Origin of the sequence: Mycobacterium cookii, from assembly GCF_010727945.1 — a bacterium.
GTDB lineage: Bacteria > Actinomycetota > Actinomycetes > Mycobacteriales > Mycobacteriaceae > Mycobacterium > Mycobacterium cookii.
In genome coordinates this window covers 4,359,894-4,375,280 of the sequence record NZ_AP022569.1, presented here as the reverse complement: position 1 = coordinate 4,375,280, position 15,387 = coordinate 4,359,894, and the positions used below count along the sequence as shown (strand labels likewise).

Genomic DNA, 15,387 nt, shown 5'->3' with positions numbered 1-15,387 from the left:
GCAAAATGTCCTCATGCCGTACTACCAGGAAAATCGTCGCCAAGACGATTCCCTGGCAGGGCTCGTCACCGAGCTCAGAGCCGCGCACCGGACCACGTTGTCCCGCCAGAGTCTTGTTGCCCGTATGGCCGCACTATTAGATGAGACCTGATTCGTCGGCGCCTAGGTCGCGTAATAACTCGGAGACCCGCCTCCAACCATTGCTGGATCTTATCTTTTCGTCAGCCTCGCCAGCCATTTTGACGAGTAATTTGCGGAGTGCGGCATCATGTTTTGAAAGCCCGCTCCTGTAACGTTCGTCCAGGAGGTACTCGCTCGCAAGTTTGCTCTGCGTGGCGGCCGTCCACACGAGTCGGTCGAGAAAGATCTCCAACCGTCGCGCGCCTTTCGTCGGATTTTGACTGTCCATAGACAGCATCTCGAGGTCTTTGTATTTCGCCCGCCTACATTCGTCGTCGGTCAAGGCGAGGGCCGTTCCAGGCCCCGGCAAGTCTGAATCCCGTGCTCGTGACCGAACGCTCGAAACCGCCGCGGCTAGCTCTAGAAAATTCTCGTCGGTGAGGCTGAACCCGATGAAGAAGAGGTGGCTCGTCAAGAGCAGACTCTGGACCACGCCTTCGAGCGCTTGGCGTTCGTCCGGATAACGCACGAGGTCGCTTTCGGTCAACACGATCGTCGCCGGATCCGCTACGTCGCCATTAAGCTTCAACAGCCAAGGCCAGCCACCACGCGCAAGCTGGCGCGTCAACACGCGGAAGTCGCTTCCCGTGGGCTCCTCTAAGGCGATCTCCATGCAGCGGTCGAAGTTCGTGGTGACCATGCGACTTGTGCCGAGGCTCGCCAGCAGCGCGTGACCAATACCGTAGGTCCGCCGCACCAAATGGCGACGAAGCGCATCGTGGTACTTATCGCCAAGTGCGCGCACGATCGGTTCTGCGACTTTGTAGGGGTCTCCCTCGAGCCTAGGCGCGTGATCACCTGCCGCCTCGGCCAGAGACGCAAGGAGTTCGCGCCAATCAGGCAAACCCACCGGCTTCGACACTCCAGCTCCGAGGAACAACGAGAGTTCATCCCGCGCCGCCAACTTCCCCAATCGGTCGGCGTGGTCGATAAGGTTGGTCGGCAGCTCAGCCCAATCCGTAAGCGCGCGGCGCTCTTGCACCGCAGCAAAATCGCGGCGATCAAACAGAACCAATGCGACATCGGCATCGAATAAGGTTGCGCGGAAACCATCGAGGAGCCTCTCGATCACCTCAGCACGCCGCGTTTGAAGGCCGCCGTGTCCTGTGCCCGGCAGTGGGATACCGATCAACGGCGCGGCACGGTCACCATGGCTTGCGAGTTGCTCAGAGACATACTTGAGTGCTCTCAGTGTTCGAGTGGCGACCCGCTTCGGTGTAGCACGGACACCAATGTCGACCGTGGAGAATGCCCACACCTGACGGCCGTCGACGGCTGGCAGGCGTACCACGCCAGCTTCGTTCGGACGTACTTGGAGCGTCCTCCATCCGCGATAACGCTCTGATGGTGGCAAGCCTTTCGGTAGGACCGCGTCCCACACCTCGTTCACGTTTGGAGCTGAATCACATGGAATCAGTAGGGCGTCGCAGGCCAACTTCGTCAGATCACCGCGCGCCGCAAACAAGTGGCTCACGGCCATGACTTTAGCCGGGCGCTGAATCAACGCGGCCCGTACAAAGACGTAGACGGCCTGGAGTTTTCCTACGAGGAAGCCGAGTACTGAACACGCGTCTAGTACGTTCGTACAAGAAATCCTGCGATCTCGCCAACGACGTCGGCCCGCCGTCCTAGGGTGGAAATCGATGCCACTTCATCTGCATCGTGCCGAACGCACCGACCTGCTGGCCGACGGGTTAGGGGCGTTGCTGGCCAGCCCACTGCCAGACCCCTTCGCCGAGGAACTCGTCTTGGTGCCGACCCGCGGGGTCGAACGCTGGCTGAGCCAACGGCTGTCGCATGTCCTGGGTGCCAGCGGCAGGGGTGACGGCGTCTGCGCCGGAATTTCATTCCGCAGCCCGGCCTCGCTGCTCGCCGAAATTACCGGTACGACCGACGACGATCCCTGGTCACCGGACGCCATGACCTGGCCCCTGATAGAGACCATCGACGCGTCACTCGATCAGCCGTGGTGCGCCATCCTGGCACGGCACCTCGGTCATTTCGACAGTGGCGAGGAAGCTGAGTTACGAAGGGGCCGAAGGTATTCAGTCGCGAGACGGCTAGCCGGACTATTCGCCTCCTATGCGCGGCAGCGTCCGCAACTGCTGATCGACTGGCTCGACGGCAACACGGGCGGTCTCGATGACGATCTTCATTGGCAACCCGAGCTGTGGCGGGCGCTCGTCGAGCGTGTCGACGCCGATCCTCCACACATCCGCCAGCAGAAGACCGTGTCGCGGTTGCACGAAGGACCGAGCAACCTGCCCCCACGGCTGTCGCTGTTCGGGCACACCCGGCTCACATCAACCGACATCGAGCTACTGCAGGCGGTGTCCACCCACCACCAACTGCACCTGTGGCTCCCCCACCCCAGCGACGCTCTGTGGAAGAAGCTCGTCGGACACCGTGGTGCAATCCCCCGTCGCGAGGACACCAGCCACCGCGATGTCGACCATCCGCTACTGGCCACGCTCGGCCGCGACCTGCGTGAACTGCAACGCAGCCTGCCGGCGGAGCTGCAGACCAACGAATTCCTGCCCAACGAAGACCACGAAGACTCACTGCTTGGCTGGCTGCAGCGCGATATTGCCGCCAATGCCCTCCAGCCACAAGGCCGTGTGCTTGCCGACGGCGATCGTTCGGTACAGGTGCACAGCTGCCACGGCCCGGCCCGTCAGGTCGATGTGCTGCGTGAGGTGCTGCTCGGTCTGCTGCAGGACGACCCGACGCTGGAGCCGCGCGACATCCTGGTGATGTGCCCCGACATCGAGACGTATGCGCCGCTGATCGTCGCCGACTTCGGACTCGGCGACGTGGTGCATAGCGCGCATCCGGCTCACCGACTGCGGGTCAAGCTCGCGGACCGGTCGCTGATCCAGACCAACCCACTGCTCGCGCTGGCCGCGCAACTGTTGGCGTTGGCCGACGGCAGGGTGACGGCCAGCGAGGTGCTCAACATTGCGGAGACCGCACCGGTGCGGGCCCGGTTCGGCTTCAACGATGATGACCTCGAGTCGATCACCCGGTGGGTGCGGCAAGCGAATATCCGATGGGGTTTCGACCGTGAACAGCGCAAGCCGTATCACGTCGACTTCGTCCACAACACATGGCGTTTCGGCATCGACCGAATCCTGGCCGGAGTCGCGATGTCCGACGATGCCCACGCCTGGATCGATACCACGCTGCCGCTCGACGACGTCAGCAGCAACCGCGTCGAACTCGCGGGACAGCTCGCCGAATTCGTCTGTCGGCTCGAAATGACCGCCAACGCTTTGTCCGGCGCACGACCGCTGCGCGACTGGCTGAACGGTTTGACCGAAGGAATCAGCTCGTTGACCCGGACCAGTGACGCCGATGCCTGGCAGACGCGGCAGGTCGAGCGCGAATTCGCAGAAGTGTTGGAACAGGCCGGTTCTCGCAGCGACACGCCACTACGGCTACCCGACATCCGCGCACTGCTCGACCAGCACCTGGCCGGCCGCCCCACCCGAGCCAACTTCCGCACCGGCACCCTCACCGTGTGCACGATGGTGCCGATGCGCTCGGTGCCGCACCGGGTGGTCTGCCTGGTCGGCCTCGACGATGGCGTCTTTCCGCGCCTGGGCGTTGTCGACGGCGATGACGCGCTGGCCCGCGATCCGATGACCGGTGAACGGGACATCCGGTCCGAGGACCGACAGTTGCTGCTCGACGCCATCGGCGCAGCCACTGAGAAGCTGGTCGTCACCTACACCGTGGCCAATCAATACTCGGGCCTACCCCGCCCGCCCGCGGTACCACTGGACGAGTTGCTGGACACCCTCGACATGACCACGACCGAAAAGATTCGGAAACGCGTCGTCGTCGAACATCCGTTGCAGCCGTTCGACATTCGGAATGTGGAGCCCGGCGCTCTGGTGCCGAACGTACCGTTCAGCTTCGACCCGACCGCCCTGCGCGCGGCTCGGGTCAGCGCCGGCGATCGTTGCGAGCGACCTCCGTTCATCTCCGGACCGCTGCCAGCTCCGCCCACCGACGACGTCATCCTGGCCGACTTGATCGGATTCTTCAAAGATCCGGTGAAGGGCTTTTTTCGAGCGCTGGAGTTCACGCTGCCGCGCGACGTCGACGGTATCGAAGACGCCATGCCGGTGGATCTCGACAACCTCGAAGAGTGGACGGTCGGCGACCGGATCCTCAACGATGTCCTGCGCGGCATGACCACTGACCAAGCACGCGAAGCGGAATGGCGCCGCGGCACCTTGCCGCCGGGACACTTGGGGTGGCGCAAGGCGACCGAGATCCGCGATCAGGCTGACCTGCTGGCGAAAGAAGCGCAGCAATATCGCACCACGGACGCGAAGCCCTACGACGTCGACATCAACCTTGGTGGCGGACGGCGCCTCAGCGGCACAGTGCCGGCGGTGTACGGCCAACGCCTGGTATCGGTGACCTATTCAAAGCTGGACGGTAAGCATCTGCTGGGATCATGGATTCCGTTGCTGGCGTTGTACGCCCGGGATTCCCGCCAGGATTGGTCGGCGGCATGTATCGGACGGCCGAAGCGAGGCACCACTCCACGCGTGGAAGAAATCGGCCGCCCCGATGGTGACGCCACCGAGGTGCTGCGCGAGCTGGTGGCGATCTACGACGCAGGCCGCCGCGAGCCACTCCCCTTGCCCGTCAAGACTTCGTACGCCTGGGCGGTCGCACGGCACTCGGGCGACGACCCCGAGAAGGCCGCGGGGTACCGATGGCGGAGCGGTCAGTATCCCGGCGAAGACGCGTCGCCGGCGAACGAGCGAGCCTGGGGTAAAGGCGCGTGGCTGTCTGCGCTGATGACGCCGCTGCGTCCGGGTGAGGAATTCGACAACGAAGACAACAGGCTCGGCGCCTACTCCTCCCGGCTATGGCTTCCCATACTGCGCGCCGAAAGGATTCCGACGTGATGGAACCTTTCAACCTGCTCGGCCCACTCCCGGCCGCAAACGCGACGACCGTGCTGCAAGCCAGCGCGGGCACAGGAAAGACGTTCGCGCTGGCCGGTCTGGTGACGCGCTACCTCGCCGAGGGTAAGGCGACGTTGGATCAGATGCTGCTGATCACGTTCAGTCGGTCGGCGAGCCAAGAACTCCGCGAGCGGGTTCGCCGCCAGATTGCCGATGCGGTAATCGCTTTCGATGATCCGTCGACGGTCGGCGAAAACCAGCTGGTGGCTTATCTGCTCGACGCCCCCGTCGACGAGCGCGAGGCCCGTAAACAGCGACTGCGCGACGCGCTGGCTGGGTTCGACGCGGCGACCATTGCCACCACTCATCAGTTCTGCCAACTCGTTCTCAAATCGCTTGGTGTTGCGGGCGACACCGCCTCCAACGTCACCCTGCTCGAAGGCCTCGACGACCTCACTGCCGAGATCGTCGCCGATCTGTATCTCGCGCACTTCGGCCAGCAGCGCGACGATCCGATACTGGAGTACGGCCCTGCATTGAAGTTGGCTCACGAGGCCGTCGGCAACCCCGCCGCTGAACTGCGGCCCCGGGACGCGGACCCGGGATCGGAGGCCGCTGCCCGGGTGGATTTCGCGAAAGACGTTCTGGCCGAATTGGAAACCCGCAAGCGCCGGCTCGGCGTCCTCGGTTATGACGACCTGTTGAGCCGACTGGCTGCCGCGCTGGACACCAACGACTCCCCCGCCCGGGCGCGGATGCGCCACCGCTGGCCCATCGTCATGGTCGACGAGTTTCAGGACACGGACCGGGTCCAGTGGGAGGTGATCGATCGCGCGTTCAGCGGGCACTCCACGGTGATCCTGATCGGTGACCCGAAGCAGGCCATCTACGCGTTCCGCGGCGGCGACATCGTCACGTATCTGGGGGCGGCAAAGACGGCCGATGACCGGAAGACGTTGGCCACCAACTGGCGCAGCGACTCGGCTTTACTCGAGCGCCTTCAGGTGGCGCTGGGCGGCGCGCAACTCGGCGATGCCGACATCGTGGTTGAGGATGTTGCAGCCCACCACAAAGGTCATCGGCTCGTGGGTGCGCCCCACAACGATCCGTTCCGGCTGCGTGTCGTCGCGCGAGAGACGCTGGGCCGCAGCGGTGTTACGCATCCCCCTATCGACGCGATACGGGATCACATCGGCGCCGACCTCGCCGCGGACATCCGCGCGCTGCTCGCCAGTGGCGCGACGTTCGGCGATGAGCCGCTGTGTGCCCGTGACATTGCGGTGATTGTCGAGCGGCATAAAGACGCCGAGGTCTGCTTCCAGGCGTTGAGCGGCGCAGGCATTCCGGTGGTCTACCCCGGCAACACGGACGTGTTCACCTCGGCCGCCGCGGAAGACTGGCTCTGCCTGCTGGAAGCGTTCGACCAGCCGCACCGACCCGGGATGGTGCGCGCGGCCGCAGCGACGGTGTTCTTCGGTGAAACCGCGGAAACCCTTGTGGCCGGCGGAGACGCGCTGACCGACCGCCTGGCCGAGACGTTGCGCGCATGGGCGGCGCACGCGAGAGAGCGCGGGGTCGCGGCGGTCTACGAAGCCGCGCAGTTGCGTGGGATGGGCGCACGGGTGCTTTCGTGGGTAGACGGCGCGCGGCGGATGACCGATCTCGCACACGTCACCGAGTTGTTGCAAGAAGTCGCCCATCAGGAACAGTTGGGCTTGCCGGGACTGCGCGACTGGCTGCGCAAACAACGCGAAGAGCGCAGCGGCGCAACGGAACGCAACCGTCGACTGGACAGCGACGCCACCGCCGTGCAGGTGATTACGGTGTATGGAGCCAAGGGTCTGCAGTTTCCCGTTGTGTACCTACCGTTCGCATTCAACCGCAACGTCCAGGATTACGACACAGTGGTCTTCCATGACGAAGATGTGCGCTGCCTGTACATCGGCGGGAAGAACGGCCCCGGCGTCGCGGCCGCAAAACAGCAGGGCCGCATCGAAGAAGCCAACGACGTCAGCCGACTTAGCTACGTCGCGATGACGCGCGCGCAATCCCAGGTGGTGGCATGGTGGGCGCCCACCCGCGACGAGCCCACCGGTGGCTTGTCGCGACTGCTGCGCGGCCGTCGCCCCGGCGAGGCGCACGTGCCCGATCGCTGTGATCCCCCGAAGATCGCCGACGACGATGTAATGGCCCGGTTGCGGGAATGGGAAGCCGCCGGTGGACCGGTCATCGAAATGTCGGTGATCGCAGAAGCCCCGCCGGTCCCGATCAAACCGGAACCGACGGACTTGGAGATGCGCCATTTCCATCGCTCCATCGACACCGGCTGGCGGCGCACCTCGTACTCGGGCCTCGTCCGGGTAGCCGAGGCCGTCGGGGTGACCAGTGAACCAGAGGTCACCGAACTGGATGACGAGACCGGCGATATTTCCTTGACAGAGAGCGCATCTGGACCTTTGCTGGTATCGCCGATGGCGGACCTGCCGCGCGGAGCGACGTTCGGGTCATTGGTGCATGCGGTGCTGGAGAACGCCGATCCTTCGTCGGCAGACTTTTCTTCGGAACTCGAGACTCACGCGCGTCGCGAGTTGAACTGGTATTCGGTTGACGTGACCGCGGCCGACCTGGCTGCGGCGTTGGTGCCGATGAACGACACTTCGTTGGGCTCGTTGGCCGACGGCTTAACGCTGCGGCAGATTAGCCTGTCAGACCGGTTGCGGGAGTTGGACTTCGAGATCCCGCTGGCCGGCGGCGATGTGCGTGGTGCCGTGCCGAATGTGTCGGTGTCCGATGTGGGCGAGCTGTTGCGCGCCTTCTTGCCGGACGACGATCCGTTCGCGCCATATATCGATCGTCTGACGTCGGCCGCGCTGGGCAACCAGTCGCTGCGCGGATACCTCTCTGGCTCCATCGATGCGGTGCTGCGACTGCCCGACCAGCGCTACCTGGTGGTGGACTACAAGACCAACTACCTCGGGGACAATGCCGCCGACTATAACCCCGCGCGGATAGCCGAGGCCATGCTGCATTCCGACTATCCGTTGCAGGCGCTGATGTACACCGTTGTGCTGCATCGCTTTCTGCGATGGAGGGTGCCTACTTACGATCCTGCTTCGCACCTCGGTGGAGTGCTGTATCTGTTCGTCCGGGGAATGAGCGGCGCTAACACACCGGTGACCGACGGACAGCCGTGCGGGATCTTCAGCTGGAAGCCTCCCGCCGCGCTGGTGGTCGCACTCTCGGACCTTCTTGACGAGGGAAGGCAGGCGGCGTGACCGTCACCGATGTAGAGCTTGCCGTCGGCACGTCCGGTTTGTTGGCGGCGTTCAACGAGGCTGGCGTGCTGGATGTTTCGGACGTTCGGGTGGCGGATCGAATTTGCTTCCTCGGCAAAGAGTCCGATGAGCGGGTGGCCTTGGCGGTGGCGCTACTGGTGCGCGGACTACGCGGCGGATCGGTCTGCATTGAGTTGGAGACCATCGCATCCGATATCGGCGTCGACGACTTGCCATGCCCCGAGCCGGGGGTGTGGCTCGCAGTGGTGCGGGACAGTGCGCTGCTTGGCAGCGTTCTCCATCTCTACGATGATCGGCTGCTATATCTCGACCGGTACTGGCGCGAGGAAAAGCAGGTCTGCGACGACCTGCTGGCGCTGCACGTATCCAAGCCGATAGGCGACGTGCCCGCCTCGGAGCGGCTCTTCCCCGCCGGATTTGAAGAGCAACGCGAGGCCGCGGAAATTGCTCTGGCGCAAGCGGTCACGGTGCTGACCGGAGGTCCCGGGACCGGAAAGACCACGACGGTTGCGCGGCTACTGGCGCTGTTGGCCGAGCAGGCGCAGCTTGCCGGCGCACCTCGTCCGCGGATCGCTCTTGCAGCGCCGACCGGCAAGGCTGCCGCTCGGTTGCAGGAGGCGGTGTTACTCGAGGTCGCCAAGCTGGGCGAGGCCGACCGGGCGCGGCTCGGTCAGTTGCAGGCGATGACACTGCATCGGCTTCTGGGCAGCAAGCCGGACACGGCGTCGCGGTTCCGTCACGATCGCGCAAACCGGTTGCCGCACGACGTGATTGTGGTCGATGAGACGTCGATGGTGTCGCTGACCATGATGGCACGGTTGCTGGAGGCAGTGCGGCCAGACTCCAGGCTGATCCTGGTCGGCGATGCCGACCAATTGGCGTCAGTGGAAGCCGGCGCTGTGCTGGCCGATCTGGTGGAGGGAATTTCGGCGCGCACCGATATGCGGGTGGCGACACTGAAGACCTCGCACCGCTTCGGCGAGTCGATCGGCCTTCTTGCCGAGGCGATCCGGGTCGGTGACGCTGATCGCGCGTTGGAGTTGTTGCATGCCGGCGGCGAGCACATCGAATTCATCGAGGCCGACGACGCGTCCGATGCCTTGCGCTCAGTACTGCTGCCACACGCGGTGAGGCTTCGCGAAGCGGCGCAGTACGGCGCCGACGATGTCGCGCTGGCGACGCTGGACGAGCATCGGCTGCTGTGCGCGCACCGGAAAGGTCCGTACGGGGTGCGGCACTGGAATCGGCAAGTCGAGCAATGGCTTTCCGAAGCGACCGGCCAGCCAGCGTGGTCGGAGTGGTATCCCGGACGCCCGCTGCTGGTGACTGCGAACGACCACGGGCTGCACGTGTACAACGGCGACACTGGCGTGGTCGTCGCCCGTCCCGACGGCCTTCGGGCCGTCATCGCCGCCGCCGGCGGGCCGCTGGACTTCGCGACCAGTCGGCTCTCCGACGTCGAGACCATGCACGCGATGACGATCCACAAATCTCAGGGCAGCCAGGCCGACGAGGTGACAGTGCTTATGCCAGGGGAAGATTCACGGTTGTTGACGCGGGAGTTGTTCTATACCGCGATTACTCGCGCGAAGTCGAAGGCGCGGGTCGTCGGGTCTGCAGCGTCGGTGCGGGCCGCGATCGAACGCCGGGCGGTTCGGGCAACGGGTCTACGAGCGAGGTTGCGAAAATGACATCAAGTACCAACGATCCCTGCTTCGGATACTGCCCTGACGTCAACCGGCTTGATCTACCACTCGATCGAGCAAGGTTCTCCTGCGCGCTCGTACTCGATCATCCAGTCACGGATCTATTCGATCGCGCAGACGAGTGCCGAGTTCTTTGGCAGGCCGACGTCCCTCTACCCGAAGGAATTTACTGGTTCGAGGGTCTCGAACGACCGATGCTGTTTCAAGTCGCTAGCGGAGCGCCTCCAGGCGGTTCCACAATCGTCCCGCTGACAGAGCTCGACGAAACCCATCCCCTTGCTTCAGCTTTGGCATGGGCCCAGGATTTGTGGCAGCAGGCCGTCGAAGTTCCCAAACCACAGTTTCACATCAACGAGGACCTGGTCACCGAGTCGGGCGACGTCGATGTCACCGTGCGCGACCGAAGATTCCTCAGCGGTCAATGGTCGTACACGGTCGTAGTCCAGGGTCGCAAACAAACCATCATCGAGTCGAAACTGAGGCCACGCCCGCGGATAGACGGTCCGCAGAGCTGGGTGACGGGTGAACCAACACCCGCCGACCGATTCGGCGCCACGCTGACCCGCGCGAAGCTTCTGGGCAAATTCTCCAACACCCTTTTCTCATTTCGGGCAACCAGAACAACCTTCCGCCCCTACCAGTTCAAACCAGTACTCAAACTGCTGCAAACCGGCAAGGCTCGCCTACTCATTGCCGACGAGGTCGGTCTCGGTAAAACGATTGAAGCGGGTCTCATTTGGACGGAACTCGAGGCCCGCCGGGAAGCAGATCGCGTTCTGGTCGTTTGTCCGTCAGGGCTGCTCAACAAGTGGAAGGAGGAAATGGCCGACCGGTTTGAGTTCGAACTCATGGAGCTCGACGGGAACGGACTGAAGAACTTCGCGGAGCAGCATCGCCAGAATCGGCTACCTCAAAGGCGTGCGTATATCTCCAGCCTCGAACGGCTGAGGAACTGGGATGGACTCGATGATCTGACAGAGATCCCGCCCGAGTTCGATCTTGTCATCGTCGACGAAGCCCACGCGATGCGCAACCAGGACACGAAGAGCTACGCGCTGGGGACCGAGATTGCCGAGTGGGCTGACAATCTTGTCTTCCTCACGGCGACACCGATAAACCTTCACCAACAAGACTTGCTGAATCTATTGGAATTGCTCGCACCGGAAGACTACGGGGACATCCGAGATCTCGAGCTCCGACTAGAACCCAACCGAATCACCAACAGTGTTGCGGCCAAGCTCCTCCAGAAAGGTGTAAGGGGTCGCGATCTGCTCGCAGAGCTAAACAAACTCGGCGGCACGGCTATGGGCAGACCGCTCATGCAGCGTGCTGACTTCAAGCTTCTCACCCAACTGCTTGACAGAGACACGTTGACGCCGCGCGACCTCGTCGATGCCAAAAGGTATCTCGCCGACTTGAACACTCTGTCTACCGTGATCACCCGGACCAAGAAGGTCGAGGTCGACGACCGCAAGGCCAAACGTACAGAAGATCGACAGGAAGTCTTCTGGACCGAGACCGAAGAGAACTTCTACGCGGAGTACCTTGCCTGGTGCGGAATGCGCGCAAAGGCCATGGGGCGTCCACTCCACTTCGCAATGCAGATGCCGCTGCGACTTGCCAGCGCGTGCCTGCCAATGGCCCGGCGCGCGGTGCTCGACCCCGTTTCTTTCGGAGCGATCTCCGACGCGGATTCCGGCGAATCGGCGACGAGGCTAGACCCGCATGCCGGCCTGATCGCAGCCGCTCATCTTCTCCCTGAGACCGTCGACACCAAATTCGATCTGCTCTACGAGGTCCTGCTTGGCTTGTACGAGAAGCGAAAGCGCGCATTGCTCTTCACTCATTCCAGACCAACTCTGGCGTATCTGCAGCAGCGGCTAGCGCATGAGTTCCGAGTGGCCGTCATGCATGGGGGCGTGGATCGCGAGGGCCGCCGTAAGATCATGGCTGGCTTCCGCGCCGGCGAATACGACTTCCTTCTCGCCAATCGGGTTGCGAGCGAGGGCCTCGACTTCGAATTTTGTTCTGCAGTGATCAATTACGATCTGCCCTGGAACCCGATGGAGATCGAGCAGCGAATCGGCCGCATAGACCGGATTGGTCAGCAAGAAGAAACCATCGTCGTGGTCAATTTCGTCAACGAAAGCACCATCGACGAACACATACTCGCTCGACTTCTCGACCGCATCGAGATCTTCGAATCCTCGATCGGCGCGCTCGAGCCGATCATCGCGGTCGAAGCGACCAAGGTGTTGCAGGCCGGGTTCGATTTCACATTGAGCCCGGAGCAGCGAGAGCAGCGGCTTCACGAGGCAATCACAGCCATCGAGGAGCAAAAAGCAGGCGTACAGGACATTTCAGATGCGTCGAGTGCATTGATGGTCAGCAACGACGTCGACGTCGCTGGGCTAGAACACGACCTCGTCCGCACCGGTAGCTACATCGGACAGCGTGAGCTGGCGTTGTTGATCGATGACTGGGCGCGAATCGACGGAGCCGAAGGCGTGAACTTCGCACGTGATGTTGGCAGCATCGAACTTCGGGGCAACCCCGCGATGGCCGCGAGAGTTGACGAACTCGCGAAATCGCAGCAAAGAACGCGCAACGAAGTCAGCTCGGTGACGTCCTTTCTGCGCAACGAGCTGCCGATGCAGCTCTTGCTAGACCAAGAGTTGGCACGCACTAGCGGCGGCACCCTCTTGACCGCGACAAGCCCGCTCGCGATGGCCGCGGCAGCTGTTCCTGGTCACCGGCAGGCAAGATTCGCGTCGCTCCAGATCAGAACTCAGGAAGAAGATGTCGTACCGGGCATCTATGTTGCGGTGCTAGCGACGGCTGTGTCTGCCTCTCGTGCGGGAGATGAAATCTGGGGATGCGCGGTGACTGACCAAGGACGCAACGCGGGCGAAGGGCCCGTGCATGCGCTGCTCGCCGCGCTCGCCCAGGGCGGGCTCAGTGATGCGCCCTTGCCGTCACTAGAGCGACTGGATCGACTTGCCGAGCGGGCAGCCAACCAACTTGATTTCCGGCATGTACATGAACAGGCGAAAAGGGACAGCGAGTTCAGTGCGCTAAGGGAAGCAAAGCTGATCAGCCTGGCAGCGCAGCATGAACGGCGAAGGGCTGCCATCGAAAACCGCATTACTACGACCCTCAGCCGCGGTCGGAAAGAAAGTTCCACCGACCTGTTCCGAAGTCAATTACGTAGGGCTGAAGAACGATTCGCAAGACTCAGCGGCGAGGTCTCGAATGAATCGCAACCAGAGATCCGTCTCGAACATCTAGCCGTTTGTGTCCTCGAAATCATCGCTGGAGAGCCAGAATGAGCAATAAACCTAAGGACCTTGAGCTCGAAGACGAGCGGACCTCTCAGAAGCAGTACACCGAGGTGTTGATGGCACGAGCACGTAAACCGTCTGCATATCAAGGCCCGCGTAACAGCACGTGGGTCGGCGGCAAACTACCGAAGAAGCGTGAGATCCGCAGCGGCGAACTAGTTGGGCGGGTTGCGCTCATCCGTCCAGACGAGGAAATCCTCGACGGCGAGGCCGACTTCTATATCGGCGAAACCTACGCAAATATCAACGGTATCAATGTATTTGGTTGGACAGCACCCATCGCCTGCACTTTCTTTCGTGGTTCAGACCATCACTACATGTGCGATGACGTGGCAGTCGTGCGCGCCTTCAGCCGCCAGAATGGGCAAATCGTCGATTTCATCGACGAGGCCTTGCGGGCTGATGCTCCCGAAGATCCGTTCAAGAAACGCGCGCTCACCATTCCAGCGCCTCCCAAACCGCCCAGCCTCCCCACGCTGCCGCCGGCCGTGACCGATCGCGCATCGCGTCCAAATACGATCCCTGAAGAGGCGCTCGACAGCCATCCGGCGAGCACATCGAAGGAAACCGGCGGGCCCACGGAAGAACTGCCCCCTCTGCGGGCAGAAGGTCTGCTGCGAGCCCAGATGCTGGCGCCGAGAACGAAAAGCCTTGCGCCCGTTCTTTCGACGTTGCAGCCCGACCAATATTCACTCGTCACCATTCCTGCCATGGACAGCGTGATCATCGAAGGCCAGCCCGGCACCGGCAAGACGATAGTTGCTTCGCACCGCGCCGCCTATCTCGTGAACGAAGAAACACCTCCTGAGAACGGACTTGACGGGGACGTGTTACTGGTCGGACCGACGGCCGGTTACTCGCGGCACGTTCGGCAGGTGGTTGCGCGGCTTACCGGCGACACCGAGCGAGTGAAGGTGTTATCGGTGCACGAGCTCGCCGACCTGATCATCGGTGGGAAGAAGTCCCCGCATGGAGGTGTCTCGCGCAGTTATCAAGACGTCGATTGGAGGTTGGCGAAATTCTCCCGTTCTGCGATCGTCAGATTGAAGGCCGCCAAGGGCGTGACGCCGACTCCTGAGCAGGTATACGAGTACTTGCGGTCTCACAGCGGAATAGTCACACCCGAGAAGGACTGGTCGCTCTATCTACGCCAGCTTCCGCCCTACAAGAAGGCGCTGACGCAGCGAGTTCATGCACCACTCGTCGCCTTCATCAAATGGGAGATCGCGAGGCCTACCGAATTGGCCAACATCGAGCACGTCATTGTGGACGAAGCGCAGGACGTGACCCCTTTGGAATGGCTGCTCTTGGACGAGATCAACGAGGCGGACGCCTGGACGGTCCTTGGAGATCTCCACCAGCGCCGTTCCGATCACACGCTGGGCGACTGGGCTCAAGTGCTGGAGGTGATCGCCATCGATCCAGAAACCCCGATTCGGCAGATGAAGCGGGGATATCGTTCGACGAAGCCAATTTTGGACTTCGCCAACCGCCTGCTGCCGCGAGCCGCACGCAAGACGCATGCGCTACAAGACGTAGGGCCCGACCCCGCCATTCACAAGGTGAGCCCGAAAGAACTCGATAGCAGCGTTGTTCGAGAAGTCAAGCGGTTAACGGCCGAGTATTCGACCGGCACCGTGGCCGTCATCTCCCCGACACCGTCGGTGATCGAAACCGCTTTGCGCACAGCAGGATGGCGCACATCTGACCGTGGTCCGCAGCTCTGGGAGAAAAACGGCCGGGAGGTCACCGTCACTTCTCACGACGCCGCGCGAGGCCTGGAGTTCGACGCCGTTGTGGTGGTCGAGCCGGCTGATTTTCCCGAGAACTTCAGCCGAAAAGGCCCGCTGTACACGGCGCTCACCCGAGGGAATCGCGAGCTGTCAATTGTGCACTCCAGTCCGCTTCCAAACGAACTGCGACGTAAGTAGGTCGA

At 62.6% G+C, this 15,387-nt stretch carries 6 protein-coding genes; 5 read left to right on the top strand and 1 reads right to left on the bottom strand.

The features are described from left to right. Positions 1 to 136: 136 nt before the first annotated feature. Positions 137 to 1,654 (bottom strand): SIR2 family protein, encoded by a 1,518-nt coding sequence (locus G6N27_RS20460; protein WP_163779580.1) that lies wholly within the window; start codon positions 1,652 to 1,654, stop codon positions 137 to 139. 169 nt (positions 1,655 to 1,823) lie between these two features. On the opposite strand from G6N27_RS20460, the gene recC reads away from it, so the two are divergent. Genes recC through G6N27_RS20435 form a run of 5 tightly spaced genes read left to right on the top strand, consistent with a single transcriptional unit; the run spans position 1,824 to position 15,382 of the window. Further along, positions 1,824 to 5,108 carry an exodeoxyribonuclease V subunit gamma gene (gene recC / locus G6N27_RS20455; RefSeq protein WP_163779578.1) on the top strand — a complete coding sequence of 1,095 codons (3,285 nt, stop codon included), beginning with the start codon at positions 1,824 to 1,826 and terminating at the stop codon, positions 5,106 to 5,108. Further along, positions 5,108 to 8,383: an exodeoxyribonuclease V subunit beta gene (gene recB / locus G6N27_RS20450; protein ID WP_163782094.1), complete on the top strand. Its 3,276-nt coding sequence runs from the start codon at positions 5,108 to 5,110 to the stop codon at positions 8,381 to 8,383. The genes recC and recB overlap by 1 nt, the downstream gene beginning before the upstream one ends. Next, on the top strand, positions 8,380 to 10,095 hold the full coding sequence (recD, locus tag G6N27_RS20445) for an exodeoxyribonuclease V subunit alpha (RefSeq protein ID WP_163779576.1): 1,716 nt from the start codon (positions 8,380 to 8,382) through the stop codon (positions 10,093 to 10,095). Before recB ends, recD begins: the two co-directional genes overlap by 4 nt. Beyond that, positions 10,092 to 13,439, top strand: a complete 3,348-nt coding sequence (locus tag G6N27_RS20440; protein WP_163779574.1) for a DEAD/DEAH box helicase — start codon at positions 10,092 to 10,094, stop codon at positions 13,437 to 13,439. Before recD ends, G6N27_RS20440 begins: the two co-directional genes overlap by 4 nt. Further along, on the top strand, positions 13,436 to 15,382 hold the full coding sequence (locus G6N27_RS20435; protein WP_163779572.1) for an AAA family ATPase: 1,947 nt from the start codon (positions 13,436 to 13,438) through the stop codon (positions 15,380 to 15,382). The genes G6N27_RS20440 and G6N27_RS20435 overlap by 4 nt, the downstream gene beginning before the upstream one ends. Positions 15,383 to 15,387: the final 5 nt, after the last annotated feature.